Origin of the sequence: Veillonella parvula (assembly GCF_040094895.1) — a bacterium.
In the GTDB taxonomy this organism is placed as follows: Bacteria; Bacillota; Negativicutes; order Veillonellales; family Veillonellaceae; genus Veillonella; species Veillonella parvula_L.
Genome location: NZ_JBBNGV010000003.1, coordinates 282530 through 308407, shown reverse-complemented (window position 1 = coordinate 308407; position 25878 = coordinate 282530). Strand labels below are relative to the sequence as shown.

Genomic DNA, 25878 nt, shown 5'->3' with positions numbered 1-25878 from the left:
GTTTGGGAAGAAACTAAAGATTGAATTTGTATAAATACTTTCACAGAATCCGAACATTGTTGTATAATGATATTGAATTATTTAGACTTTCATATGGAGGATATAGATATGGCAACTAGTATGGTTATCGGCACTCAATGGGGTGACGAGGGGAAAGGTAAAATTGTTGACTGGATCGCAGAACGTGCGGATGTTGTGGTGCGCAGTCAAGGTGGTAATAACGCGGGTCATACTGTTGTAGTTGATGATAAAGCGTTTGCACTTCGCCTTTTACCAAGTGGTATCTTATACGATAACAAACAAAATATCGTGGGTACTGGTGTTGTTATCGACCCTAAAGTTCTGCTACAAGAAATTGAAGGCCTTGAAAAGCAAGGCAGATCTGCTAAATCCCTTCAAGTTTCCGACCGTGCACATGTTATTATGCCATACCATATCGCTCTAGATACTGCGGAAGAAGCATCTAAAGGGGATGCTAAAATCGGTACTACTAAAAATGGTATTGGTCCTTGCTACGCTGATAAAATCAATCGTATCGGCATCCGTATCTGCGATTTGTATGATATGGAAACATTCAAACAAAAATTAGCGTACAATGTAGAGTTCAAAAATAAAATGCTTACTAAGGTATACGATGCTGAACCTGTTAGCTACGATGAAATCTTAGCGGATTACATCAAATACGCTGAAGCCTTGAAACCTTATGTAACAGATACTAATGCGGCTGTCCTTAAAGCTGTAAAAGAGGATAAAAAGGTATTATTCGAAGGTGCTCAAGCTACTATGCTCGACCTTGATCATGGTACCTATCCATTCGTAACATCCTCTCATCCAATTGCAGGTGGTGCTTCCACAGGCGCTGGTGTGGGTCCTAACTACTTAAAAAATATTTTTGGTGTTGTAAAAGCATATGCTACACGTGTTGGTGCAGGTCCATTCCCTACAGAGCTTCTTAACGAAACTGGCGATAATCTCCGTGAACTTGGTCATGAGTTCGGCACTGTAACGGGTCGTCCTCGTCGTTGTGGTTGGTTAGACCTCATGGTTGTAAAATACGCAGCAGGTCTTAACAGCCTTGATTACTTAGCTATTACACGTTTGGATATTCTTGATACCTTTAAAGAATTGAAGATCTGCGTAGGTTATAAATTGAATGGTAAAGACGTAGAAGGGTTCCCAGCTAATTTAAAAGATCTTGAAGCTTGTGAAGCAGTTTACGAAACATTGCCAGGTTGGGAAACTGATATTTCTGGTATCCGTGAATATGATAAATTGCCTGAAAATGCTCGTAAATATGTAGAACGTATTGCAGAAGTAACAGGCGTGCCTTTAGGCATTGTATCTGTTGGTCCTAACCGCAGCCAAACTATCGATTTAGTAAATGTATTCTAAGCTATACTAATTTGATATAATAGAAAATTTGCATTTGGTAGCATTGATAGAGTGTTATATATTTTAACATTTTTCGCTATGCAATCGATTTATAGAATTATACAGATTAGACCCCTCACAGAGGGGTCTTTTGTATTGAATGGATGCAGAATACAAACGTGGATCCTCTATATCTAATCCTTTAGGTTGCTACAGTAGTGCGGTATATCGAAGTATGCTTTATAGTTATTAGAGTGTGAGTATATCGAGAAATATATAACAAATAATAGAGTATAATTATTATATATGCAGAAAAATGTATATTCAAATAAATCTATCAAATAAAAATTTGTTTAAAATATTCATTTTATACAAATAGCTACGTGCTTAAATTAGTTTACAATGAGGCAAAATTTACTTATCTATAATTTTTTTGTATTCATAATAAATTATTAAGATACAAATATAAAGAAAAAAATAGATTTACATTAAGAAATAGTATATAATAGTACCAAGAAGTAGATTGATATTTTTTGATAAGGATCTGAGGAGTTAAAGATATGGTTGAAGTTTCTTACGAACGTTTAGCGACGATTTTTAAGGCATTAAGCGATGAAACAAGATTACACATCATCGATATGTTGTCTTGCAATGAATTATGTGCAGCCGATATTTTAGCGAGCTTCAATTTGTCTCAATCTACGTTGAGTTACCACATGAAAATCTTAATTGATGCAGGTGTAGTTAACTCTCAACGTAATGGTTTATGGACGCGTTACTCCATTAATGAAGCTACATTTGCGGATATTTTAGATATTCTCCCTCAATTATACAAAACTAAAGATGAGTGCATTTGCGCGCAAATTAAATACTGCCGCATTTCTGAGCACGAAAAAGAAGCGTAACAATGAGACGTTGGATTATGCATGTTGATATGGATGCATTCTTCGCGTCCATAGAACAACTGGATCATCCAGAGTATAAAGGCCACCCCGTAATCGTGGGTGGTCTTTCTTCACGTGGTGTCGTAGCTACCTGTTCCTATGAGGCCCGAAAATTTGGTGTTCACTCTGCGATGCCAATCTCGAGGGCTAAGAAACTCTGTCCTGATGGGATCTATGTATATCCTCGAATGGATCGCTATAAAGAGGTGTCGAACCAAATTTTTTCCATTATGAACGAATTTACCCCTTACATTGAGCCTCTATCTATTGATGAAGCTTTTCTTGAAGTGAGTGGCATGTCTACCATGTATAGTGGCCCTAAAGCGCTAGGGCGAGCCATTAAAGATCGTGTATTCGAGAAAACAGGACTTATTATTTCTGCAGGCTTAGCACCCAATAAATTTCTTGCTAAATTGGCCTCTGATTTAGATAAACCTGATGGTCTTGTAGTCATCCCATACGGTCGTGAAAAAGAGGTGCTGGCGCCTTTGCCGATTAAACGTATTTGGGGTGTTGGTCCTCGGACAGAGAAAATTTTGAAAGCCGGTGGCTTTCACCTGATGCGTCATATTCAGTCTTTGCCTGATGAAAGTAGTTTAATTCCTCTCGTGGGGAATCAGGCAAAACGCATATGGGAACTGGCGAATGGTATCGACGATAGACCTGTTGAAACAGATCGCAAGATACAATCGATTGGAGCGGAGGAAACCTACGAAGAAGACCTCACAGAGGGTCGTGCTATTGAATTAGAATTTAGGTATTTTGCAAACCGTCTATCGAAACGGCTTCGGAGGCGTAACCTTCATGGACATACTGTATCTATCAAGGTTCGGTATGATGATTTTACCACCGTATCACGGCAGAAGCGGCTAGATATACCATCAGACCAGGAATATGTATTTTTTGAAACAGCATTGATTCTGTGGAATAAATTGATGCAGGATAAGACGAGTAAGCGGCCTAAAGAGTCTAAGAAAGATACGGAACCGTTAGGGGCCACTACAAAGGTAAATTCTACGAATTTTAAATGTAGTAGTTCTAAAGGGATTACCTGTATGGATCCGCCTGGCCCTATACGACTATTAGGTCTCACTGTGAGTGGTCTCGATGAGGAGGTTCCTATGCAGGATAGTCTCTTTGATTCCCCACAGGATGAAACAGAGGATAAGCTTGCTAGCGTGTTAGATTCGTTAGAGTCTAAATTTGGTGAGACTGCTGTTATGAGTGGTGCATTATGGCAGCGCTTTCACGGAGACAATGGAATACGTAGGAAACGGTCAGAGTTGAAAGCGGCCGTGGATGCAGAGGCATCTATTGAAGAATCTAAAAAGATCGTCAAAAAGGACTTATAAAGTTTATATTGAATACTTTCACTAATATAATTGTTCATGTTACAATATGGGTGTAGTGTTAATAAATTACCGCAAGAGAGGTATAGATATGAGTTTATTTCGTGTGGCCATCCATTATGGCATAAACAGCAATGGTTTCTTGTCCTATGACACAGAAACAAAAACAGTGTCCGTAGATTTACCTGAACAAGAGTGGGTTGATAAGGTAATCGCTTACTTGAATAATGAACATGCTATCGAACATGCTACAGGTCTTGATACGTATGAACGGTTGAACGTAAAACCATTGGAATCTTTGGATAACTTTAAATTAGCTTTGACACGTATGTGGGAAGCTATCGACGTACAAGTCGACTGGAGTCGTCCAGCATAAATTGAATGAAAACACCTTGTGATCTACGACTTAGTAGAAACAAGGTGTTTTTTTGCTTATTTTGGTAGAAAGATTTAGCTAGCATTTAAATATATAATGCCATAATTCTCATTTGGGCTTTTGTAAATGATATCGTGTATACAAGATTTATAAAGGTTTAGGGTTGTTATGTTAAAAAATTTGTGTTATTCTAATTATAGATTAATGGATAATAATTATCCGTTAATAATATTTATCTTAATTGAGATGTATAATCTAAAAAATTATGTAAAGTAAATTACTTTCATTTGGATCTCTAAGTAGGAGTTTGTAACATGAATAATGAAAAGAAACTAACAACAGCCTTTGGTGCTCCCGTACCAGATAATCGCAATTCTGCTACAGCAGGTAAACGTGGTCCTGTATTGATGCAAGATGTTTGGCTCATGGAGAAATTAGCTCATTTTGAGCGCGAAGTGATTCCTGAACGCCGTATGCATGCTAAAGGATCCGGTGCATTTGGTACTTTCACAGTAACCAATGACATTACAAAATATACGAAAGCAAAAATTTTCTCTGAAGTGGGCAAGCAAACGCCATTATTCGTGCGTTTCTCTACAGTTGCCGGTGAACGCGGTGCAGCCGATGCAGAGCGCGATATTCGTGGCTTTGCCGTAAAGTTCTATACGGAAGAAGGGAACTGGGACCTCGTAGGTAACAATACACCTGTATTCTTTATCCGCGATCCATTGCAATTCCCTGACTTGAACCGTGCTGTAAAACGTAATCCGAAAACAAATCTTCGCGATGCGACAGCAAACTGGGATTTCTGGACTAGTTTACCAGAAGCAATCCACCAAGTAACAATCGTTATGAGTGATCGTGGTATTCCTAAATCCTATCGCACAATGCATGGTTTCGGTAGTCATACATACAGCCTTATTAACGAAAACGATGAGCGCGTATGGGTTAAATTCCATTGGGTTTGCCAACAACCGATTGAAAATCTTTCCGATGCTGAGGCGGCTAATGTGGTAGCTAGTGACCGTGAAAGTCACCAACGTGACCTCTTTGAGGCTATTGAAAGAGGTGATTTCCCGAAATGGAAATTATGCATCCAAGTGATGACGGAAGAACAAGCTAACAATATGCCATACAATCCATTCGATTTAACAAAAGTATGGTATCATGACGAATTCCCATTGATTGAAGTCGGTGTGATGGAACTTAATCGGAATCCAGAAAACTATTTCCAAGATGTAGAACAGGCTGCATTTGCACCAACAACTATCATTCCAGGCGTATCTTTCTCTCCTGATAGAATGCTTCAAGGTCGTTTGTTCTCCTATGCCGATGCGCAACGCTATCGTCTAGGGGCAAATTATTATCAAATCCCTGTTAATGCCGCTAAATGCCCTGTAAATATCTATCATCGCGATGGTCAAGGTCGTATAGATGGAAACCATGGGTCAACAATTGGGTACGCACCAAATAGCTTTGGTGAATGGGCTGAACAACCAGAATTCAAAAATCCTCCTCTCGATGTATCTGGTCCAGCTTACCAATATGACTTCTATGAAGACGACTCTGACTTCTTTACACAACCAGGTAAACTGTTCCGCCTCATGAGCCCTGAACAGCAACAAGTCTTATTTGATAACACCGCAGCAGCTATGAATGGCGTACCTGATTTTATCAAAGAACGTCACGCAAAACATTGCTACCAATGCGATCCTGCTTATGGTGAAGGCGTTGCTAAAGCCTTGGGCATGAACATCGATTTCAGCGATGTAAAATAAAACTAACGATACTATTTAAACAATATTAAAATAGTTTATCTAAACAATACTAACGATTGAAAAGAACTTTCTTAACTAATAACACTTTCACATTTATACAAAATACTAATCTATAAAAATCTAAATTCACACAAAATTTTTATACACTGATACCAATTATCTTATAAACACAAACAAATAAACCCCTTGAAAGAGCCTTTGCTAATCATATCTAGACTAAATGTTATTAAAGATATGTAGCAAAGGCTCTTTTATTGTGTTAGTAATATACAAATTTTAAAAGGATTTTAGTATAACTATGTAGAAATATATGATGTGTTGAATTTGCACGAAATGTTACATGTGAATAGGAGGCAGTTATGAAATCTAGTAGTTTGGCATGGTATGTGGCGGTGGCTTGCATGGGAGGTAGCCTTTGTGTTGGATCTGTAGTACAGGCGAATTCTCCCGTGACGGTGAAATCAAATAACTTTGTTCCCGCAGCTATTGTAATGCAAGCTAAAGCAGCTCAGCCTGTTACAGCAGTTAAGAGTGATATGGTTAGTGCTACAGCAAATCATACAGTAACTAATAATGCAGTAGCTAATAATGTAGTAGCTAATGATGTAGTGGCACAGGAAGCCCTCAAGCAAAAGCAACAGTACCAAGCCGAAACTGAAACGATGGGCTTGCTATGGATGCGCACCTCTGCAGAGTACAGGGCTTTGGCGTATCAAGGGTACAATGTGGCAATGAATGCCGTTAAGATGGCCGTTACTGATCCATCTCATCAAAGAAAACCTTTAGCTATCGTTCTTGATGCGGACGAAACTGTAGTGGATAATACCAAGTTGATGGGTGAAAGCATTGTAAATGGTAATGGTCGTTTTGATGCTCCTTGGTGGCGTCAAGCCGTGCATCAAGGAAAATCGCAAGCCATGCCTGGAGCCGTTGAATTCCTAAATGAAGTACATAAACAAGGGGTAGAAATCTTCTATGTTTCAAACCGCTACGCACCTGTAAACCTTGACGTAACGATACAGAATTTTAAAGAACTAGGATTCCCATCTGTCGATAAAGATCATGTACTACTATTCGAAAAAGACTCAGACAAACAACCACGCTTTGATATGATTGCTAAAAAATATTATGTCGTTGTATACATGGGCGATAACGCCGGTGATTTCCCTATTGGCACAAAAGGTAAGACCTTAGCTGAAAGAAATGCCATCATCGACAATCATAAAGAGGACTTTGGTACTACCTTTGTCGTATTCCCAAACCCTGCCTATGGATCCTGGGTAAGTTCTTTAGCGAAAGGCTATCAAAACCTAAGCCCAGAAGAACAAAAACAAGTGAATAACCAATACCTACAACAATAAGGATGTCTTGCGTATACTTTATTAAAAACGATATAATAAAGTATACATGCGTCTATAGCTCAACCGGAGAGAGCGTCAGTTTCCTAAACTGTAGGTTGGGGGTTCGATTCCCTCTAGGCGCACCAGTATAAATATAGTAGGCATAAGGCTTTTGGGAGCCTTATGCCTTTTTGTATTTGTAAAAAATAGTAGTTGGCAAAAAGAGTTTGCTAGTATAAGTTGTTACAAGTAAAAAAAAGGTATGCTAATCTATCATTTGAATTATGCAAATAACCTTTTGGTTAAATTGATTCTTTGTTTTAGTTTGTGGTGGGGGCTAGATATTTTCAATAATATTGATTCTTATATGATCTATTCATTGAGAGGTTATAGCAAGAGATAAAAACAGTCAAAGGGGACATCGATAAGTACTCTACAATTAGTGTTACAAATTCAATTGTTGATATAGGGTCATGTGAATCAGTACAGATTAGCGGTATAGGTTCTGGAAAAGACCGTTGCGATAAGGCAATCATGAAGTTTGAAATAGTCGATATAAAAGATGCCTATATATTGGGCTTCTGTATTGCTACAGATAATAATTTTGAAGAGAATACTAGTATTGACCTTAATACTCAAATTTCATTACAGGATAATGTATCTAACAAAAAGAAAAAGAGATATTTCCTCTAAAATATTGTTACTAATGATTTACATGGTGTATATTGTGGCTATACTATATCGCATAAGGTATCTAATTTCTCAAAACAACGCTAGCATATATCTTTATGTATAATCTGTTAAAAAATTATCAGACTGTATCATCATCCTCTTTACTATATATTGAAAGGGTGTAAAATGGTGGATTCCGTTTTATATGAATTATTATTGAAACAACTGCTACGGCTTTACTTTACTCAGTTTCAGATGAATAATATACCTTGTATTTATAGTAAATTTTCTATATTATAGAAAGATTAGTCGTATTTTCGTATAATATAAAGGTAATAAATTAAAAAAGTGGTAGTATGATATGAATTCAATCTGTTAAATCTAACCTATAGGATTTGTGGATTTTTTATCTTCTACGTAAAATATAGAGTTTTCATTTGAGTATACGTTGTTAGTTTAGGTAGTTATTAAACGTATTACTATAGAATCTGGAGGAAGTTTTTGTGACTAAGTTTACTGTAATAGATTTATTTTCTGGCGCAGGTGGTTTATCTAAAGGTTTTTTGGATGCCGGATATAATGTAGTATTAGGAATAGATTCTAATGATAGTGCGTTGAGAAGTTTCGAATGTAATCACGGTGATACCAAAGCATTAAAGTTAGATTTGTTTGATATTAATAATGTAGAATATATCGTGAACGAGTTTTCTAAGCAATACCAAAGTTTAGATGTTTTGATTGGGGGCCCACCATGTCAAGGATTTTCACTAGCAGGAAAACGAGAAGCAGATGATGAGCGAAATAAGTTATATAAAGCAATGGTTAGATTAGCGGAAATTATGAAGCCTAGGGCTGTTGTATTAGAGAATGTTCCAGGTATGTTGTCTTTATATAATGGCGCTGGGAAAAAACGTATTTTTATGGATTTTGAAAATTTGGGTTATAAGATGTCTGTAAAGGTACTTTATGCTCCTGAGTATGGAGTTCCGCAAATTCGTAAAAGAGCTTTTTTTGTGGGTATTTTAAATGCAGAAGCTCCTTTTGAGTTTCCGGCTCCAATACTTTCACAAGAGGAATTTATTACCTGTGAAGATGCAATTGGTGATTTACCTGCCTTGGAAGGTATTTATGGTGAAGATGTTCAAGACTATGAAGTAAAACCTAAGACAAAGTATCAAGAAGAAATGCGGAAAAATTCCAAGAAGATATATAACCATATAGGAACTATTCATTCTGAGAAAACCGTGAAAATGATTTCTCTCGTACCTGAAGGTAAAAATTATAAGGCATTACCAGAGGAATATAGAAGTTTATATAAATATAATGAGGCTCTTACAAGGTATCATAGTAAAAAGCCATCATTGACTATTAATACTGGACATCGATCACATTTTCATTATAAATATAATCGTATTCCCACAGTACGAGAAAGCGCACGATTACAATCGTTCCCTGATGATTTTATTTTTTATGGGAATAAATCTGAACAATATAAGCAAGTTGGAAATGCAGTCCCACCAAAGCTTGGATACGCACTGGCTAAGAAATTAAAAAGTTACCTAGAAAGGTAGATAGATATGAAAAAGTATAAGTTTATTGACTTATTTGCTGGCTGTGGGGGCTTGGAAGATGGTTTTTTGCAAACCGGTTTTTTTGAATGTGTTGCATCTGTGGAATGGTTAAAACCTCAAGTTGAAACATTGAGGAAGCGCTTAATGGATAAGTATCAGATGAGAAATGCAGATGAGAAAGTACTGCACTTTGATATTCAAAGAGAAAAAGAGTTATTTGAAGGCTGGGATGATAGCTCATTTGGCAAGTCTAAAGGGTTAGATTACCATGTAAATCAATCAAATGGAATTGATCTGATTATAGGTGGACCTCCATGTCAAGCATACTCGGTTGCCGGAAGAGTTAGAGATGAAAATGGAATGCGTGATGATTATAGAAATTATCTTTTTGAACATTACTTATCAGTAGTTAATCGCTATCAACCAAAGATATTCATTTTTGAGAATGTGCCAGGAATTTTAAGTGCAAAACCAAGTGGTAAAAAAATTATTGATATTATTGAATCTGAATTTAGAAGAAATGGATATATTATTAGTCATAATTTAGCTAAAATAGGACTAATTGATTCTTCTTTGTATGGGGTACCACAAAAAAGAAAGAGGGTTATTATCTTAGGGGTACGAGAAGATCTATTTAAAAATGAAGATATACAACTTAGAATAGATAGATTTTATAATCATCTGCTACCGCAATATAAAAAGCCTATAATTACGGTGGAAGAGGCAATTGGTGATTTGCCTATAATTTGCCCTATATGGGAGGAATCAAAACGAACTAGAAAAAAATCATACCTTTATGAGTCTGGAATTGATTGGCACATTCCTAGATATCATAATCTAAGGGATATGAAGATATATAAAATGTTAGCTGAAGATATTGAGACTGGAGAATGCAAATATACAAATGCGGAGGCTATAACAAAGGTTTATGAGGAGGCCATTGGCTCTAAGTCACCAATACATAGATATCACGTATTGCGAAGGGATGAACCAAGTACGACAATTATTGCGCATTTGTATAAGGATGGTAATAGGTTTATTCACTATGACTCTAAGCAAGCTAGAAGCATAACTCCACGTGAGGCTGCTAGGCTACAATCGTTTGATGATGAGTTTAGTTTTATTGGTACACAAGGAAGTGTATATCAAATGATTGGAAACGCAGTGCCACCTAGACTAGCATATGCAATAGGTTTGGCTGTAAGAGATTTTTTGGAGGGAATATGATATGGGGGATGTAAGAGCACATTATCTGTTTACAAATGATATGAGAGACTCAGTGTTAGATTCGAAAGCTCAAGAGTTTGCATGTATGTTTCTAAATGATACTGTTCCATCTGCTAATGAGAATAAAAGCCTTAATAATAGTGCAAATACGATTGGTTTTTATCTTAATTTAATAAATAAAGGTAATGTTACTTTAGTTGCTGCGAATGGAGATATAAGAAGAGTTGTTTTGAATTTTATAAAAACTTTTCAATACCCTAACCCTAGGACAAAAGATAGCTTTATCGCGACGGTAAGAGATGGTATCCAGTTAGCACCAATGAGAGAAATCATTAAAATATTATTCTTATATAATCAAATATTTCCGGATAAGGCATATCTGACTATCGATGAAATTCGGCATTTTGTGTTTTTTAATGAAAAAATAGCATTCTGTAAGACTCCAAATAGGGTTGAAGTTATAAATGATATTGAGGCTTATAGAGCATCTAGTGAATTACCCTCTTGTATTGTGCCAGAAGATGAACGAGACTGGAATTATGAGTCGCGTCAATTAAACTGTTTTTTAGGCATTATGGCTTGGTCAGGATTTATTGATATAGATAAGGATGGGGTTATAAGATTAGTAATCCCGAGACAAGATGATTTACAATATAAGGCTGACTTATTAGAAATCATTATGTTTAATGAATATTGGAAATATGGTGAAATAGATGTAGATAATATTTCATCTGAAGACTTCAATACATTAAGGAAGGGCTATTTTACTTATTGTGATCAATTTATTGGGGAAAATAATAAATTGAGCATAATAACATCGAGTGATATTCCCAATGAGCCTCTCCAACGTATTTTCTTTGGTGCACCAGGAACTGGTAAATCGTATTCGCTTAATGAAGCGGCTAAATCTTTAGTGGGCAATGAAAATAATCAAATTGAACGTGTAACATTTTATCCCGATTATACATATGCTAATTTTGTAGGTTCCTATAAACCAATCATGAAACAAAGTGATATAGCATGTTTAGATGATGATTCTAAAGAAGTTCTTTCGATTTTACACGATAGTACTAAAACAACACAAGCAAAATACGATGCATTATATGAAAGTTTTAAAAGTAATGATGGCTTAACAAGATTACCAATAATATTAGGATTATATTTTGATGATAGTTTTGAGACTAAAAAAGAAGATGGAACTAAAACTTCTAATAATAATTCCGTTGAGCGTAACCATGGACGTGCCTTAAGAAAATATGTTCAGTTACTATCCGAAGAGCCTTATAAAGAAAAGATTGCTTATGAATACGTACCAGGACCATTTATACGGCTTTTAGTCAAAGCGTTACAAAATTCAGATAAACCTTATGTATTGATTATTGAAGAAATTAATCGAGCTAATGTTGCAGCGGTATTTGGTGATGTCTTTCAACTATTAGATAGAAATAACGATGGAGAAAGTGAATATAGTATAACTACAACAGCTGATATGAGAGTTTATTTACAGCGTGAATTAGGGAAGGATAAAGATGTTACTACTATCAAGATACCATCAAATATGTTTATATGGGCAACTATGAATAGCGCAGACCAAGGTGTATACCCTATGGATACAGCATTTAAACGGCGTTGGGAGTTTTCTTATTATGGACTTGATACTGGAGAAGATAAACTATCTACTCTTGCCATAGAGCCAAGATTCAAACTTGGACAATCGGATAAATTGATTTCTTGGAATGGATTACGTAAGGCAATTAATGATGAGTTATCTACAGAAAGTTATAATATTAACGAAGATAAATTAATGGGACCGTTTTTTTTGAAAGAAGCCGCATTACAAGATAATGATAGTTTTAAAGAAGTATTTAAAAATAAGGTGTTAATGTACTTATTTGATGATGTAGTTAAACAAAAACGGCGACTATTCTTTAAATGTGAAGATAATTGCCGGTACTCATCTATTTGCAGTGCTTTTGATGAAATTGGGATAGGAATTTTCCCAGAGGGTATTGTTAATTCTAAATGGTTAGAAAATAAAGAAGAAATTATATCGGAAAATAGTGAAACGAAGGTCGCAGAGGTATGAAATCGGTTTATATCCGTGAAAGGAAACCTTATACAAAGTCAGAGTTGATGGCATTATTTTCTGAGATAGATACTAATCAATTAAATGTATTTATCAGAAATCTCAAGGTTTATGGGATTTTAAAGTCGATTAAAGGTATGCCTAAGAATTTAGAGTTATCAAATCTTGTTACATTAGATGACAATTTAGTCGATGGAATTGATAGTCAAGATAACTCTTGTTATGTATTTAACTATGTAGGGGTTGTAATCATTGAGGGGTATTTGCTATGTTGTTATCCTAAATACTTATTTTCACATGATAATATAGATGACAAAATTGAATGTAGAAAGTTATTAAAACAAGTCCTTAAGGTTTTATATCGATATAATACAAATACTCAATTCATACAACTATATAGTGAGAATGACCAATTGTCATCGCTTAACAGAATAGCACTAATCATAGCTTTATTAGATGACTATTTTCAAAATGGGATTTATACGAATACACAGAATACACATGAACTCAATGGTAATGGAGAAATTAATTGGAATCGAACAATTAACTTTCTTCATCCCCTCTGGCAAGAGGGGGAGCCTTATTATATAAATTTCTGGACACGAAAGAATATCATTGATGATGATAATTTTATTCAGAGACTTCATGAGTGTTTACTTACTAAGTGTAGTCGTGAACTAGAAGAAATATCCTTGATGGAACTATTGGACATGCATGGAGTTTATTTAACAGACTTTTCGTTAGATGACTTTGGCGATAAAGAATACCTTCTTCATCGTATTTCTAATGAACTTAATACTGAATTTAACTCTCGAAAACAGTATGTACTAAAACTTATGTCCGCCTTGCTACTAGAAAATACATCAGTAAGTGACACGGATAGTATCTCTCTATTTGGAACAACTAGTTTTAACTTAGTGTGGGAAACTGTTTGTGCAGATGTTTTTGATAATAAGCTAGAGGCCTCTTTGTTATCATTACCATTATTAGAGCCATTAAAAATTCCTAGTGATATGATGAACAATAACCCTAAGACGTTAAAAGACATAATAGAACGTCCCAAATGGGTGTCTAAAGATGGCAAGACGTTTTTTTCAGATACTTTAATACCAGATTTGATCTCTATAGAAAGAAATGGGAATGCATGTGTTTTTGTTATTTTAGATGCTAAATATTATACAATGTGTTTAAAAAATAATAAGGTAGAGGGTCAACCAGGTATTGGTGATATTACAAAACAATATTTATACCAATTAGCCTATAAAACCTTTATTGAATTAAATGAAATACAACAGGTAAAAAATTGTTTCTTGATGCCTACCGAAAAAAATGACATTATTTCTGTAGGCTATGTTCAAGTAGAGATGTTAGGACAAATGGGTTTGGAAAGTATTCAAGTACGAGAACTTCCTGCACATAGAATGTTTGAATATTATTTGCAAAGAAAAAAGATGTCTATAAGTGAATTGAACTTGTAAATGATAAGGGGGCAAGATATCTTAGCGTTATATTATGGACCTTATATATATCTTTTAGATCTTTTTTAGAGCCAAGATTTAATTCTTGGCTCTTTTTAGGTTTTGAAATTTAAAACACCGTTTCTATAGAGCAGAATAGGTTTGAAAACCTGCTTTTATCGGAAATTATTCATATGCTAATTAAACATAAGTTTTATGATAAGTATTCCTTAATAATGATATAATTAAGATATATATTCAGTTACATATTTAGTTACATATTCAGTTAAACATTATATGGAAGCAACAGTGTATAGTGGAGAGTCTATATGAGTATTTACAATTGGATTCAAGAAAAACTATTTGATGATTACGAAGAATGGCGTTTGAGGTGCCCTGATTATAATCGAAATGGTTTTAATATAGTAGGAATAGATAATACCCTAAAGGCTATGCATGATGGATTTTTCATGTATATAGAATTGTATCCACCTCATGCCATCGATGGTTGCACTGCGATGAAAGCGCGTGTAGGAAAAACACCAGATGCAGTAGATATATTCTTAGACATAGATGGTAAGACGTATCGTATGGCTGATGTAAGTTATCCTGATGCAGTGAAGATGATGCGGGCCTTTGTGAAAAAACGCAGAGTACCTGATTGTAGTTTGTGTGTAGAAGCAGCGTATCTAGATATCGATCAGATGAAACTGACATTTACAGAGTTAGCAACGTTGTTGCTAGGCGATGCTAAACAAGCTAAATCGTTTATGACCAAGGCTAAGTTACGTTCCATGGAAGAATTAGAAGATAGCTGGTGGAACCTCTATGAGAAACTAGTCTCTAAAGGGTATGCCGTAGAGTTAAGCTGTAAATGTGAATTAGAGGATTTTATTTATAATGTACAGAAATTAATACGTAACAAGTCTTTAGATACCGGCGAAGATCTAACTATTGACCTATCAGCATTAGATGAAGATCAAGTTATTATGGACTGGTGTGCTGATCTTAATTCTAAATGGGAAAACTATACGTTAGCAGGCATGGATATTGGAACCGATAGCTTTGTGATCATGGTGCTTTCATATGAGGAATTCAAAACAGCCCAAGCACTAGCGAAAGAATTATTACATAGAATCGATGTAGCTGAACGCTCATGATATAACAGAAATTATGATGAGTAGCGTGATTATAATGTAGGAGAGAGTCATATGAGTATTGTACGTCTACCAGAATATGAAGCAGAGTTTGAGCCGGAAGAGTTTGAAATCTATGCATTGCCGCGCAGTGATGCGAATGGGGCTAGTCCTTATTTAGAGAAGTACCATAGACCACTAGTGTCTACCGATGCTATCTTAGATACTCGAACTGGCGTGCTTGACCGTAGCGAAGGCATTTTGACGTGGATTATTGAAGGTTTTGATAATGGTTGGGGGTATAGTTTTGAGCCCCATGGCGTTTACAAATTGTTGGTTAAGAAAGCAAAACCTATAGAGGACTTGGGTTATATGCGTCCTTCTTGGAATAATCGCTATTATGTGCTTGAGGTGTTAGAGGAGCATGCTAAACATAGTGAGTTAGAGGCGTTGTCGACGTATTTGAAAACCCCTAAATACCTTCATACCGACAGGGGTGACTTCCTTTTAAATCGAGAGTATCAATATTACACAGCCAGAATTGATGATTATGCATTCACCCTTGATGTGGATGAGGGCTCTGATGAAAGCTGCACCGTAGCATTGGCTGCTTTCAATACAATCGATAATTTCAAAGCATTTGAACAACGAATTAGTACCTATATTAGTGAAAAATTGCTAGACCTTGCTAATGATTGGCTCGACAATGATGACCAAGATCCGATTACATCAGACGTATTTGCCAAGCGTATTACGATAAGCGAATTGGCGTTTCGTAACGATGGCTCCATAGAGGTCTATTATGACGATGATGATATTTTCTGGGGGCACTGTATCATAGCTCATATTGATGCGGATGGGACCCCTGTTGATGCAGATATTGCAGGATAACCAATTAATGGAGAGTCCTAATGAGAAAATCGGAATTAATGACATTATGGAATGTTGAAAGCTGGTCTGAGGAACCGTATGGCGTTTACTTTGTATCTCGCCGATTGGGCATTAATCGTTTAAAGAATGAAGGACAAGCCTTTAAAAAACTTAATATTAGTTGTACCGGTTATACTGAAGATGATGTACTTTCACTATTAATATGGGAGCAATTATATGTTCAATTAGATGAATTAGACCAACTGGCGAAGGGGCTCATACAAAAGGGAATACCGCAAGAAGAGTCTGTTGTACTAACGCTAACGGATATAATGCTGGATAAATCAGGTTGTTACGATGCATTTGCACTAGGCTATGATGTGGGAGAATCCCCAGCAGGACATCTATATGTTTTGGTTCCTTTTGATGAAAACTTTACGGCTCAACAAGATGTGATATACGAAACCTTATAGAGTTGTTTTAAAGTGGTGATACTGGTGTTGTATTCTACCTAAAAATATAAGTGATATGCAGGAGAGAGACTATGGAAGATATGTATAAATTAGTCAAAGATTTCTTTAGTCATGATATGGATTTAGATGATTTATTTGATTCCGAAGCTATCATCTGGATTGACTGGCGCGAGGATGACGAAGGTGTGGTGAACTATTTTAATGACATGATGGATGAGCCTATCGACATTCAAACCGTTAGCAATGGAAAGCAGTATGGTGACGATATTGTACTACAAAAGGGCAATAAAAAATTGCTAATTCCCTATGGTGATGAGAAAGACCGGGATGTGACTATCAAATATTTCAACGACTTCGTTAAACCTGATTATGAGGTGCGCTGGTTTGCTGAAAGCCTTGGCGATGATACGCTCGGATTTACCGTGCTTTCAGGGACAGAATGGCTAAAGCTAGAAGATGAGTTTGGTGCAGATATAGTTTGTTATTATTTTGTACCTATTGATTTAGAAAGCAACATGTTTAATCTCAGTATGAGCGAGGTTTCTGCGTTGTTAGAATTACGAGAAAATAAGAGATGAAATAGAGAGAATAGACGAATCTATAAGAGGTAACAATATGGATTATTTAAAAATATTACATGAAGATTCTAACTTGGCAGCAGATTTTGATGCACTATTTGATTTCTTTCTGCTTGATGAACCTACAAAACGTGATGAGGTAGAGGGGCGATGTACCTTTTCCGTGGATGGAGTAGCCTTTGCTCGTGATGGTGCAGGCGGTGAATATCATCAACTAGAGGATGGATCAATTGGATATATGAGTAGCGAAGGTGAATGCGGTCGCATAGCTGAAAGTATAGACGATTTAATTTGTTTATTGGTGTATAGCATTTGCTGGCATGACTATTGTGACTCTAGCCAATATACGGATGTAGGAATTCTTGAATCGTATGCTAAGGAGCGATATGCTCAAATTACATCTTATACAGAAATGGACGAATGGGAAACAGTTGTTAAGGCGCTAGGCATGCCTTCTGAAGCAAACTTGGCTGCTGTACTGCAAAAGTTTTACGATGCGGCACATCGAGAACCTGTATACCAAGGCTTTTACCATGAAGAAGATGGTAGTATTACGCCTTATGAAGGTCTATTCTTTTAATATGTAAAATGGGAAAATAATCAGCAATAAAAGAGTGTTTCAAGAGGTTTTGTGTTGTAATAGGAGAATCGTATGGCAATTGATGGAGTAAAGATCATAGACAGCGATGACGGTCATGATATTTATAATGCTATTGTTGAGCGGTACAAGGATGGTATCAGTGTCGATACTATAATTTCTGAAATCTTAGGTGAGGAAGAAAATTTTTGTACTGATGAGTTTTACACAGAAATTTATTGGACTGCTGTGGCCTATTCGCTGTGGAAGATAGGGCATCTGCCAGATGACGTTAAAGAGAAGGCATTAAACGTAATTGCTAAGGGCCCTCATGAGTTTTGGCTAGACATCGATAGTAAGGCCCTTAAACAGCGTCAAAAGGTATTAGATAAGTTAGCCCTGCAGCTACAGAGCAAAAATCCAAAGCCGCTTAAGGTTCGTAAATCTAAAACAAAGAGAGAACCTTATTTTAAGGTGGGCGACGTATTAGCTGTTAAATTTGAAAACGAGTATGGTACTATTTTTGTTTCTGAGGTGGATCAATCACCGCGGAAAATTGAGTACCATTTAGCTTGTACGCGGCTTTTACAAAAAGAAAAACCTACAATGGAACAGTTTCTAAACAGCAAAATTGCCTGCCGGAAAGATAATACAAATTTCGGTATCGATACAGATTGCTGGTTTAACCATAAGGATTTAGGTTTGTTACTGAATAATTTGGAAATTATTGGGACCGTTGAACTATATCCGTGCAAACTATGGAAACTAGCACCAGCGGGAACGCTAGAGGATATCTATGAGGAGATTACAGATGAGCCAAGAATAGGTAGACTTCGCCTTATAGAAACGTATGAATTGGTGAAAGACATTGTTCATCAATAATTACTGTGTCAATAAGAGGGAGTAGATGTGATGGATGTAGCCACTCAAATATATATAGAAACTGTACAAGTCAGTGATATACCGTGGCACCGGTTAACCACAACCTATGGCCGTGCTACAGACTTTCCTACAGAGCTTGATGTATTGTGGAATATGGAAAGTATAGAAACTATTAATGCGGCTGGTGAAGAGCTAGCACAGAATATTGAGCATCAATCGACGTTGTGGCATGCTACACCATTTGCCATGATTTTCTTGTTTCGTATTTTTAAGAAAGCCCAGGAAGAGAGAACTCAGAATAAAGTAGCTCAGTATTTAGCAGAACAATTGGTAGACCTATTTTCTGTGATTGCTGAGTGTATCCGAGATGGTCTTCTACTGGAACATGCTGATCCTCTACCGTGTTTTGAGGATATGCTCAACGAAGAATATCTTTGGTCTGAAGAATACGATGAAGACGAAGATGTTCTTAGATATGAGGAAGAAGACGTATTCCCTGATGATTTATTCTTTAGCTTTTATTACTACTCACTGCAAGTGCTTTTACTAGGTAGGCTATTATTAGATAAAAATAACGAGCAAGAGGCTATTTTGCTAGAATTATTGACAGAGATAGAGTCATAAATATCTAAGGGAATTATAGATTGTTAAGTGTTTATGGAGATTTTAGATTATGGGACTAATTGCAAATTATAGCTGTTTAAGCGATGCGAATTTAAAAGAAATTAAAGCCATGGGCTCAGAAGAAGAGGAAATTCTTGAAAGCGTTGAAGAGTGGAATGACGATGATGAATTATTGCTTGATATCGATAAGATGTGGGATGTACTTCACTTTGTGCTAACTGGCGTAGGCACTGACCATAAGGACGATAAGAATCCTCTTAGCCAAGCTGTGCTTGGCATAACAGCTGTTGAAGAACTATCGGATTACTTAGCGTATACGGAACACGATAAGTTAGCAGATATCGTGGCGGCTCTAGAGCAGTTTGATATGGAAGAGGCTCTTGAATCTTTTGATATGGCAGCTTGCAAAGAGGCTGAGCTATATCCAGATATTTGGGATTACGATGAGGAAGAGGAGGAAATCAAAGACGAACTTCTTCATGATTTCGAGCAAATGAAACGTTTCTACAAACAAGTACTAGACGCTAATGGGAACGTGCTTGTATCGATTTGCTAAGTTCATAAAAGGAAATTATTATTATGGATAAAGCACGTAAAAAGGAATTGTTAAAATCATATGCAGATAAGCAGAGACAATCGTTTAAAGATAGTTTACCTATGGATGAAGAGTTGTTTTGGAATCTCTTTGATTATGTAGACGAGAAATTAGAGGAAAATGACGGTTGCGATCATAGTTTGACTTTCACTAGAGAATTCTTGGAAAAACAAAAGGTAGATGTAGAAATCGTATTAGACTGGATCGTCAACGAAGGTGGCGGTTGTGACTGCGAGGTTCTCTACAATGTAGAAGAGAGATTTGAAGAGTAATATCTATGTAATTGGGAGGTTTTCGTATACAGCTTGTTTTTGACTTAGAGCAAACTGTAAGCAGTCTAATGTAAATTTATTTGTGATTTTGGTAACCAAGTAATCTTTGGTAAAAAATCATAGTATACTAGAAATGTTAAATACTGCCGGCGATATTAGCGATTTTGTCTAAGAAGCGCCGGCGTTTTTCGTCCGAGCTGTTTTCTGTGCCCGCCAACTGGGTATGTGTAACCGGTTTAATGCCACAGGATTTCAGAACTTGATTTTTTAACACCTTGCCATAGTCCTGAATAAACGGCGTCAAAAAGGCGGGAGTATTGTGGGTGGTGATGATCCAGGCGGATTTTCCCTGTAAATGACCTATAAGCCCTCGTTTTCCGTATGAATAGGCAAAGCCCGCTGTAAACACGCGATCGATAAAGCCTTTGAGCATTGCCGGCATACCGCTCCACCAAATTGGGTAGATAAAGATGAAATGGTCTGCCCAAGTAATTAAGTTGCGATACTTTTCCATGTCCGGCACAGTGCTTAAATCTCGACGTTTGTGCGTGTCATCAAATCGCAATATAGGATCGAACTGCTCCTCATATAAATCCAAGGTGTTCACATTGTGGTCTTTTGAAAGATTCTGTTGCACTACTTTCAGAATAGCGTCATTAAAACTTTGATGATTAGGATAGGTGTAAATGATTAAAATATTCATGGCTAGTTCCTTTCTATTTAATCATCGTCAGGTTGAAAGAATCTGTATAGTAAAATGGTATCTATATTAAGTTAAAGTCTAGTGAAGAGCACCTATTCCAAACGTAAATAACGATAAATGTTGGAAAGAGTGTATTGTTAATTCCTTCTGTTTGCGGGTGTTGTTATAAAGGTATATAGTATAGATATGCGATGTATTTTATCGCATGTCTATTTTTCTTTATAAGGAGGACGCTATGCAACACGTTCAAACCCGCAGTACTACGTCTGCGTTAGTACTCACAGCCGTATTGATTGCCCTCGCAACATTGTTTACCATGTACACGAAAATTCCAGTACCTGGCATTCGCGGTTATTTCAATGTAGGAGATGTCGTTATTATGACGTCAGCTCTATTATTAGGTCGAAAATATGGCGCCTATATTGGTGCTATCGGCCCGGCGCTAGCTGATTTATTTCTCGGCTATGTAGTCTTTGTACCCATCACCTTCGTGGTGAAAGGACTTGAAGGCTATCTTGTCGGTACTGTCTATAAAAATAAGACAACTACCTCTGCCTTAGCGGCAACTATCCTAGGTGGTATTATCATCGTAGCAGGCTACTTTATCGCCGAATATTTTGTATTTGATCCGGGCGTAGCCATTGCTAGTATATTGACGAACGCCATTCAAGCCGTTATGAGTGTCATTATTAGCATGATACTCTATGCGATATTGCGTAAACGACTTGGATAGTAAATTGACAGTCTTTAGAATTCAGACTATACTATAAGTACAAAAGAGCCAGTTAACGTGTTCTAGGCGTTAGGCTCATCAAACAAATTGGAATTTGATAAACCTAACGTGTCTAAGTATTGCCGTACTTAGTCTTAAACGTTAGGTTTATCTTATTTTATAATCAATATATTGATTATTTCTTAAGAATTAACACTACGAGGGTAGCGAATAAAATCATTAATGATAATGCTTCGTATACAGTCATAATGTCACCTCCCTCAAAAGACGGAGATGAACCTAACTCACGTTAATGGCTCTTTCGTTATTAGTATATAGCAGAAATTATTGATTGAAAAACACGGATTAATTTCGTACAACTTGTACACGAATAAAAGGGAGACTCTATCAAGAGTCTCCCTTTGTTAGTTATAAATAGACTAATATTTATTAATAGATTTTTTATTGCATAGAACATAAGTTCGGTTTATAATGAACTTAAGATAGTCGAACGAGGTTGGGCCACCCTTTTTCTTTGAAGGGGGTGAAAGCCTATGAATGCTTATGAAGTCATTATGATTGTCCTCGGGATCTTAACTGTCGTTATTTCCTTTGGAGCATTGATAGTGCTGATTTGTCGTAATAACGACAAATAGCCCTTCGTTACCAACTGGTAGCTGAAAACGAAAGGCCATTTTTGCATGCTTTATAATGTTTTGGGATGAGCCTGGCGGAACCACTCGTCGACTATCTCTTTATTACATTATAATGAGATTGGCGTATATCGTCAATCTGGAGTCAATGATCATCATATCAATATGGAGCCCGGTTTCTAAGGTATGGTATAATACTTTCATTATGTAGTGAAAAAAGGAGATCTAAATGGCAAATTTACCTAACTGCCCTAAGTGTGGCGACGAGTACACATACGAAGACGGTCATATGTTTATCTGCCCTATGTGTGGCAACGAATGGACAGCGGCCGATGCGCAAGCTGCAGCTGAAGCAGGTATTATTCGCGATGCTAACGGCAATGAGCTCGCTGATGGCGACACAGTTGTTGTTGTAAAAGACCTCAAAGTAAAAGGCGCTGGAGTATTAAAACAAGGTACGCGCGTAAAAAATATTCGCCTCATCACCGATGCAAGCGATGGTCACGATATCGATTGTAAAATCGATGGCTTCGGTGCGATGGCATTGAAATCTGAAATGGTTAAGAAAATCTAATCTAAGAAATCCCTACCGATAAAAATTCGGTAGGGATTTTTTCGTGGTATAATCAACTTATAATGCATATAGTATGAGAGTATTTAGATGAGAGGAAACTATGTTTAACCGTGTTATATTGTTGGCTTTATTAGTGTCTGCAATGAGTCCTATTAGTTCTATAGCTGCAGATATAAAGCCTGCGGACAAGCGTAATTATGAATTGCAACAACAGATTTCTTATAACGTGATCATTCCACCAGAGGCTTTTGAAACGAGTGCAGATGGAACATTAATCGTTCCTATAGAGGTTAAGACGGATGATAAGGGTAATATTGTAGCTGTTGAAGCAGGTCCTAATAATTGGAAACTAGATCGTGAAGCGTATTCTATCTTTGAGGAGGCTGCTAAAGAAGCGGCTTGGAATACTAAACATGTTGATACTGATGAAGCGCTTGTTGTAACGATTCCCGTTAGTATTGTCATGCTACCTGATACTAATTCTAAGAAACGATAAAGGAGGGCTTATGGAAACTACGAAAGATTTAGAGAAATATACTTATGATCTTCTCGCTGAGCGTGGTGTCACATTAGATGACATTGCAGAGCTTGTTTTTTACGTACAAAAACCGTATATGCCGAATTTAAAACTAGAAGAGTGTCGCACAAGTGTGGCTTCTGTACTATCTAAACGAGAGGTGCATAATGCGATTATTACGGGTGTAGAGCTTGATAAGTTAACGGAGCAGAATAAATTATCTCAGCCATTGCAACGCATAGTGGCTAATGATGAAAGTTTATATGGTATTGATGAAATTTTAGCCTTTTCCATCGTTAATTTATATGGGTCCATTGGCTTTACAAACTATGGCTATTTAGACAAGGTGAAGCCAGGTATCATCAAAAAGCTGGATAGTGAAGAGGGCGGGCATTGTAATACATTCCTCGATGATTTGGTAGGTGCTGTAGCGGCAGCAGCGGCAGGAAAATTGGCACATAATGAACCAAATCGCGTGCAACATGCTATAGCAGAAGAATAGAAGTCCGTCATATATCTACTTGTCGATAAAGTATGAGGTGGGCTTCGATGACTCATTAATAACACTTTCACAATAACTTGATGATACTTTGATAACAACTTGATAACAATGTATAGAGTTGGTAGATACTATTGATGTTATAAAGAATAAAGAGTATAAATAATATTGATTGGAAATAAGTACTTTGTTTTGTAGCCTATATACAGGAGGAGCTATGCAAAAGGTTCTGGTAGTAATCGATATGCAAAATGATTTTGTAGATGGTGCCCTTGGTTCATCGCAAGCACAGTTAATCGTAGATAATGTGCGTAAGAAAATTGAAAGCTTTGATGGTCCTATCATCTTTACGCGTGACACGCATGATAGAGATTACTTGGAACACCAAGAAGGAAAGCTTTTACCAGTGCCACATTGCGTTAAAAATACCGAGGGCTGGCATATTGTGGATGGCTTGATTGAGGCTGCAGAAGGTCGATCAATTATGAGCCCTGTATCATTTGTAGATAAACCAAACTTTGCTTCTTTTGAGCTGCTCACTCGGTTAGAGGGCATGGATAGGGTAAATCCTATTGAGTCTATTACGCTCATCGGATTATGCACAGATATTTGCGTTGTTTCCAATGCGATTATGTTGAAAGCAGGCTTGCCAGAGATTCCTATTCACATTGATTCGAGCTGTTGTGCTGGCGTAACAGAGGAGTCCCATCAAGCGGCATTAACAACGATGAAAATGTGTCAGTGCATTGTTGAATAATTTGTATATATCTGTATATGTTTTTATGTAGAACTATGTGTTATTGCTCAGCAAAAGTCACATAACAATCAACTAATGAAAGGCTGTGGGAGTTCCCATGGCCTTTTTATGTTAGCCTTTTATATTGACGTTTTTCTATATAATGTGTACAATTAGATAAAGAATGATAATTCATATCAATTTATTGGCTGAAAAGTATATCTTAACTTCTGGTTGAAGTTAGGATAATACGTCTCTTCTTGAAGTATATATGCTATGCTAGTAGATTGATTCTATACTACCGATGCAGGTGCATCGAATCGCTTTCACAAGAACGATGATACGAAATAGTTAGCATTGTTCTATGCCCTAAATTTAAGGAGGACTACTATGAAACCTTTCGAACTCGCACCATTACCGTATGCTTATGATTACCTTGAGCCTGTTATCGACGCTGAAACAATGAAATTGCATCATGACAAGCATCACCAAGCGTATGTTAATAATTTGAACGCGGCCATCGCGAAATATCCGGATCTTGCGTATGGTTGTGTAGACTGCATTCTCGGCGATATTGCTAATGTGCCAGAAGATATCCGTCAAGCAGTTATCAATAATGGTGGTGGTCACAAGAACCACACTATGTTCTGGGAAATTATGACAAAACCAGATACTTCTAAATTGCAAGGTCCTTTGAAAGAGGCTATTGACGCTGAACTTGGTGGCTACGATGCGTTTGTTGAAAGCTTCTCTACTGCAGCAGCTACACGTTTTGGCTCTGGTTGGGCTTGGCTTGTAGTTAATAAAGATGGCAAGTTAGAAGTGACATCCTCTGCAAACCAAGATAATCCTATATTGGAAGGTAAAACAGCAATTCTATGCTTAGACGTTTGGGAACATGCATACTACTTGCACTACCAAAACCGTCGCCCAGACTATATCAAGGAATTCTTCCGCGTTATTAACTGGGACAAAGTTTCTGAAAACTACGAAAAAGCATTGAAACCACATCATGATTAAGGGGTATACTTGCTAGAAACAGAAACAGAAACAGAAACAGAAACAGAAACAGGCATAATAATATAATATAATGTAACGTAAATACCGGATAGTTGGTCTACATGATCGATTATCCGGTGTTTTATTACTGTTATTTCATCTTATAAATAACTTTCAAAAGTATAGCCACGGATACAGATTTTCTAATCGATATCGTTTATCATAGAACCATAGGTCATTATATATAGACCTTTCACAGTAAATCGATAGCCTTGTATACGAGATTTTTACGTATAGGGGCTCATTA

The 25878-nt window shown here is 36.7% G+C and carries 28 protein-coding genes and 1 tRNA gene; 27 read left to right on the top strand and 2 right to left on the bottom strand.

All coding sequences use genetic code 11. The annotated features are described in order from the left end of the window. The first annotated feature begins 108 nt into the window (after positions 1 to 108). The 21 genes from AAAT26_RS07435 (at position 109) to AAAT26_RS07335 (ending at position 20178) form a co-directional block, all read left to right on the top strand. Positions 109 to 1392 carry an adenylosuccinate synthase gene (locus AAAT26_RS07435; RefSeq protein WP_004694568.1) on the top strand — a complete coding sequence of 428 codons (1284 nt, stop codon included), beginning with the start codon at positions 109 to 111 and terminating at the stop codon, positions 1390 to 1392. Between the two features lie 539 nt (positions 1393 to 1931). Beyond that, on the top strand, positions 1932 to 2276 hold the full coding sequence (locus tag AAAT26_RS07430) for an ArsR/SmtB family transcription factor (RefSeq protein ID WP_004694570.1): 345 nt from the start codon (positions 1932 to 1934) through the stop codon (positions 2274 to 2276). A gap of 2 nt (positions 2277 to 2278) precedes the next feature. Continuing rightward, complete coding sequence (dinB, locus tag AAAT26_RS07425) at positions 2279 to 3667, top strand: DNA polymerase IV (RefSeq protein ID WP_349209047.1); 1389 nt, start codon at positions 2279 to 2281, stop codon at positions 3665 to 3667. 88 nt (positions 3668 to 3755) lie between these two features. After that, a complete protein-coding gene (locus AAAT26_RS07420) occupies positions 3756 to 4040 on the top strand; it encodes a hypothetical protein (protein ID WP_174892400.1) in 285 nt (94 codons plus the stop codon). A gap of 314 nt (positions 4041 to 4354) precedes the next feature. After that, positions 4355 to 5818, top strand: a complete 1464-nt coding sequence (locus AAAT26_RS07415; protein ID WP_174892399.1) for a catalase — start codon at positions 4355 to 4357, stop codon at positions 5816 to 5818. Positions 5819 to 6177: 359 nt separating this feature from the next. Then, positions 6178 to 7179 carry a 5'-nucleotidase, lipoprotein e(P4) family gene (locus AAAT26_RS07410; protein WP_316581390.1) on the top strand — a complete coding sequence of 334 codons (1002 nt, stop codon included), beginning with the start codon at positions 6178 to 6180 and terminating at the stop codon, positions 7177 to 7179. Between the two features lie 48 nt (positions 7180 to 7227). Next, a tRNA-Arg gene (locus AAAT26_RS07405) sits at positions 7228 to 7304 on the top strand. A 388-nt stretch (positions 7305 to 7692) separates the two neighbouring features. Continuing rightward, positions 7693 to 7851: a hypothetical protein gene (locus AAAT26_RS07400; protein ID WP_278618297.1), complete on the top strand. Its 159-nt coding sequence runs from the start codon at positions 7693 to 7695 to the stop codon at positions 7849 to 7851. 482 nt (positions 7852 to 8333) lie between these two features. After that, positions 8334 to 9401, top strand: coding sequence for a DNA cytosine methyltransferase (locus AAAT26_RS07395; protein WP_278618296.1), 1068 nt, complete (start codon positions 8334 to 8336; stop codon positions 9399 to 9401). Between the two features lie 6 nt (positions 9402 to 9407). Next, complete coding sequence (locus AAAT26_RS07390) at positions 9408 to 10628, top strand: DNA cytosine methyltransferase (RefSeq protein WP_278618295.1); 1221 nt, start codon at positions 9408 to 9410, stop codon at positions 10626 to 10628. Position 10629: 1 nt separating this feature from the next. After that, positions 10630 to 12714 carry a hypothetical protein gene (locus AAAT26_RS07385; protein WP_278618294.1) on the top strand — a complete coding sequence of 695 codons (2085 nt, stop codon included), beginning with the start codon at positions 10630 to 10632 and terminating at the stop codon, positions 12712 to 12714. Next, positions 12711 to 14192: an LlaJI family restriction endonuclease gene (locus tag AAAT26_RS07380; RefSeq protein ID WP_278618293.1), complete on the top strand. Its 1482-nt coding sequence runs from the start codon at positions 12711 to 12713 to the stop codon at positions 14190 to 14192. The genes AAAT26_RS07385 and AAAT26_RS07380 overlap by 4 nt, the downstream gene beginning before the upstream one ends. A gap of 308 nt (positions 14193 to 14500) precedes the next feature. After that, complete coding sequence (locus AAAT26_RS07375) at positions 14501 to 15331, top strand: DUF6630 family protein (RefSeq protein WP_349209046.1); 831 nt, start codon at positions 14501 to 14503, stop codon at positions 15329 to 15331. 51 nt (positions 15332 to 15382) lie between these two features. Next, positions 15383 to 16198, top strand: a complete 816-nt coding sequence (locus tag AAAT26_RS07370; RefSeq protein WP_316581392.1) for a DUF2262 domain-containing protein — start codon at positions 15383 to 15385, stop codon at positions 16196 to 16198. Positions 16199 to 16218: 20 nt separating this feature from the next. Continuing rightward, positions 16219 to 16650 carry a hypothetical protein gene (locus AAAT26_RS07365; RefSeq protein ID WP_004694583.1) on the top strand — a complete coding sequence of 144 codons (432 nt, stop codon included), beginning with the start codon at positions 16219 to 16221 and terminating at the stop codon, positions 16648 to 16650. 71 nt (positions 16651 to 16721) lie between these two features. Beyond that, a complete protein-coding gene (locus AAAT26_RS07360) occupies positions 16722 to 17228 on the top strand; it encodes a hypothetical protein (RefSeq protein WP_039965197.1) in 507 nt (168 codons plus the stop codon). A 37-nt stretch (positions 17229 to 17265) separates the two neighbouring features. Continuing rightward, positions 17266 to 17808 carry a hypothetical protein gene (locus tag AAAT26_RS07355; RefSeq protein ID WP_316581393.1) on the top strand — a complete coding sequence of 181 codons (543 nt, stop codon included), beginning with the start codon at positions 17266 to 17268 and terminating at the stop codon, positions 17806 to 17808. A gap of 72 nt (positions 17809 to 17880) precedes the next feature. Beyond that, the gene (locus AAAT26_RS07350; RefSeq protein ID WP_287501462.1) at positions 17881 to 18687 is read left to right on the top strand and encodes a hypothetical protein; all 807 of its coding nucleotides are present in this window, start codon (positions 17881 to 17883) and stop codon (positions 18685 to 18687) included. Positions 18688 to 18717: 30 nt separating this feature from the next. After that, positions 18718 to 19311, top strand: coding sequence for a hypothetical protein (locus AAAT26_RS07345; RefSeq protein WP_227037252.1), 594 nt, complete (start codon positions 18718 to 18720; stop codon positions 19309 to 19311). Positions 19312 to 19360: 49 nt separating this feature from the next. Continuing rightward, the gene (locus AAAT26_RS07340; RefSeq protein ID WP_004698303.1) at positions 19361 to 19867 is read left to right on the top strand and encodes a YfbM family protein; all 507 of its coding nucleotides are present in this window, start codon (positions 19361 to 19363) and stop codon (positions 19865 to 19867) included. A 23-nt stretch (positions 19868 to 19890) separates the two neighbouring features. Continuing rightward, a complete protein-coding gene (locus AAAT26_RS07335; protein ID WP_227037253.1) occupies positions 19891 to 20178 on the top strand; it encodes a DUF2695 domain-containing protein in 288 nt (95 codons plus the stop codon). A 136-nt stretch (positions 20179 to 20314) separates the two neighbouring features. On the opposite strand, the gene AAAT26_RS07330 is transcribed toward AAAT26_RS07335, so the two are convergent. Beyond that, a complete protein-coding gene (locus AAAT26_RS07330; RefSeq protein WP_004694596.1) occupies positions 20315 to 20881 on the bottom strand; it encodes an NAD(P)H-dependent oxidoreductase in 567 nt (188 codons plus the stop codon). Positions 20882 to 21116: 235 nt separating this feature from the next. Here AAAT26_RS07330 and AAAT26_RS07325 point away from each other — a divergent pair, with 235 nt between their 5' ends. Further along, on the top strand, positions 21117 to 21614 hold the full coding sequence (locus AAAT26_RS07325; RefSeq protein WP_119563246.1) for an ECF transporter S component: 498 nt from the start codon (positions 21117 to 21119) through the stop codon (positions 21612 to 21614). A gap of 175 nt (positions 21615 to 21789) precedes the next feature. Here AAAT26_RS07325 and AAAT26_RS09645 read toward each other — a convergent pair whose 3' ends face one another. Continuing rightward, positions 21790 to 21861, bottom strand: coding sequence for a putative holin-like toxin (locus AAAT26_RS09645; protein ID WP_219565824.1), 72 nt, complete (start codon positions 21859 to 21861; stop codon positions 21790 to 21792). A gap of 614 nt (positions 21862 to 22475) precedes the next feature. Here AAAT26_RS09645 and AAAT26_RS07320 point away from each other — a divergent pair. The 5 genes from AAAT26_RS07320 (at position 22476) to AAAT26_RS07300 (ending at position 25592) form a co-directional block, all read left to right on the top strand. Beyond that, entirely contained in the window at positions 22476 to 22820 is a 345-nt protein-coding gene (locus AAAT26_RS07320) for a zinc ribbon domain-containing protein YjdM (RefSeq protein ID WP_004698208.1), read from the top strand. Between the two features lie 100 nt (positions 22821 to 22920). Next, on the top strand, positions 22921 to 23316 hold the full coding sequence (locus tag AAAT26_RS07315; RefSeq protein WP_128114315.1) for a hypothetical protein: 396 nt from the start codon (positions 22921 to 22923) through the stop codon (positions 23314 to 23316). A gap of 10 nt (positions 23317 to 23326) precedes the next feature. Further along, positions 23327 to 23839 (top strand): phosphatidylglycerophosphatase A family protein, encoded by a 513-nt coding sequence (locus tag AAAT26_RS07310; protein WP_279008591.1) that lies wholly within the window; start codon positions 23327 to 23329, stop codon positions 23837 to 23839. A 214-nt stretch (positions 23840 to 24053) separates the two neighbouring features. Next, positions 24054 to 24593, top strand: coding sequence for a cysteine hydrolase family protein (locus AAAT26_RS07305; protein ID WP_155085814.1), 540 nt, complete (start codon positions 24054 to 24056; stop codon positions 24591 to 24593). 369 nt (positions 24594 to 24962) lie between these two features. Continuing rightward, complete coding sequence (locus tag AAAT26_RS07300; protein WP_123138180.1) at positions 24963 to 25592, top strand: superoxide dismutase; 630 nt, start codon at positions 24963 to 24965, stop codon at positions 25590 to 25592. The last annotated feature ends 286 nt before the right edge of the window (positions 25593 to 25878 follow it).

Excerpts from the sequence above, each read along its gene's own strand:
- AAAT26_RS07340 (WP_004698303.1), top strand. The coding sequence starts at position 19,361 with ATGGGACTAATTGCAAATTATAGCTGTTTAAGCGATGCGAATTTAAAA.
- AAAT26_RS07410 (WP_316581390.1), top strand. The coding sequence starts at position 6,178 with ATGAAATCTAGTAGTTTGGCATGGTATGTGGCGGTGGCTTGCATGGGA.
- AAAT26_RS07315 (WP_128114315.1), top strand. The coding sequence starts at position 22,921 with ATGTTTAACCGTGTTATATTGTTGGCTTTATTAGTGTCTGCAATGAGT.
- dinB (WP_349209047.1), top strand. The coding sequence starts at position 2,279 with ATGAGACGTTGGATTATGCATGTTGATATGGATGCATTCTTCGCGTCC.
- AAAT26_RS07335 (WP_227037253.1), top strand. The coding sequence starts at position 19,891 with ATGGATAAAGCACGTAAAAAGGAATTGTTAAAATCATATGCAGATAAG.
- AAAT26_RS07330 (WP_004694596.1), bottom strand. The coding sequence starts at position 20,881 with ATGAATATTTTAATCATTTACACCTATCCTAATCATCAAAGTTTTAAT.
- AAAT26_RS07420 (WP_174892400.1), top strand. The coding sequence starts at position 3,756 with ATGAGTTTATTTCGTGTGGCCATCCATTATGGCATAAACAGCAATGGT.
- AAAT26_RS07320 (WP_004698208.1), top strand. The coding sequence starts at position 22,476 with ATGGCAAATTTACCTAACTGCCCTAAGTGTGGCGACGAGTACACATAC.
- AAAT26_RS07360 (WP_039965197.1), top strand. The coding sequence starts at position 16,722 with ATGGAAGATATGTATAAATTAGTCAAAGATTTCTTTAGTCATGATATG.
- AAAT26_RS07355 (WP_316581393.1), top strand. The coding sequence starts at position 17,266 with ATGGATTATTTAAAAATATTACATGAAGATTCTAACTTGGCAGCAGAT.
- AAAT26_RS07365 (WP_004694583.1), top strand. The coding sequence starts at position 16,219 with ATGAGAAAATCGGAATTAATGACATTATGGAATGTTGAAAGCTGGTCT.
- AAAT26_RS07430 (WP_004694570.1), top strand. The coding sequence starts at position 1,932 with ATGGTTGAAGTTTCTTACGAACGTTTAGCGACGATTTTTAAGGCATTA.
- AAAT26_RS07380 (WP_278618293.1), top strand. The coding sequence starts at position 12,711 with ATGAAATCGGTTTATATCCGTGAAAGGAAACCTTATACAAAGTCAGAG.
- AAAT26_RS07350 (WP_287501462.1), top strand. The coding sequence starts at position 17,881 with ATGGCAATTGATGGAGTAAAGATCATAGACAGCGATGACGGTCATGAT.
- AAAT26_RS07435 (WP_004694568.1), top strand. The coding sequence starts at position 109 with ATGGCAACTAGTATGGTTATCGGCACTCAATGGGGTGACGAGGGGAAA.
- AAAT26_RS07390 (WP_278618295.1), top strand. The coding sequence starts at position 9,408 with ATGAAAAAGTATAAGTTTATTGACTTATTTGCTGGCTGTGGGGGCTTG.
- AAAT26_RS07300 (WP_123138180.1), top strand. The coding sequence starts at position 24,963 with ATGAAACCTTTCGAACTCGCACCATTACCGTATGCTTATGATTACCTT.
- AAAT26_RS07370 (WP_316581392.1), top strand. The coding sequence starts at position 15,383 with ATGAGTATTGTACGTCTACCAGAATATGAAGCAGAGTTTGAGCCGGAA.
- AAAT26_RS07375 (WP_349209046.1), top strand. The coding sequence starts at position 14,501 with ATGAGTATTTACAATTGGATTCAAGAAAAACTATTTGATGATTACGAA.
- AAAT26_RS07310 (WP_279008591.1), top strand. The coding sequence starts at position 23,327 with ATGGAAACTACGAAAGATTTAGAGAAATATACTTATGATCTTCTCGCT.
- AAAT26_RS07385 (WP_278618294.1), top strand. The coding sequence starts at position 10,630 with ATGGGGGATGTAAGAGCACATTATCTGTTTACAAATGATATGAGAGAC.
- AAAT26_RS07305 (WP_155085814.1), top strand. The coding sequence starts at position 24,054 with ATGCAAAAGGTTCTGGTAGTAATCGATATGCAAAATGATTTTGTAGAT.
- AAAT26_RS07415 (WP_174892399.1), top strand. The coding sequence starts at position 4,355 with ATGAATAATGAAAAGAAACTAACAACAGCCTTTGGTGCTCCCGTACCA.
- AAAT26_RS07400 (WP_278618297.1), top strand. The coding sequence starts at position 7,693 with ATGAAGTTTGAAATAGTCGATATAAAAGATGCCTATATATTGGGCTTC.
- AAAT26_RS07345 (WP_227037252.1), top strand. The coding sequence starts at position 18,718 with ATGGATGTAGCCACTCAAATATATATAGAAACTGTACAAGTCAGTGAT.
- AAAT26_RS07325 (WP_119563246.1), top strand. The coding sequence starts at position 21,117 with ATGCAACACGTTCAAACCCGCAGTACTACGTCTGCGTTAGTACTCACA.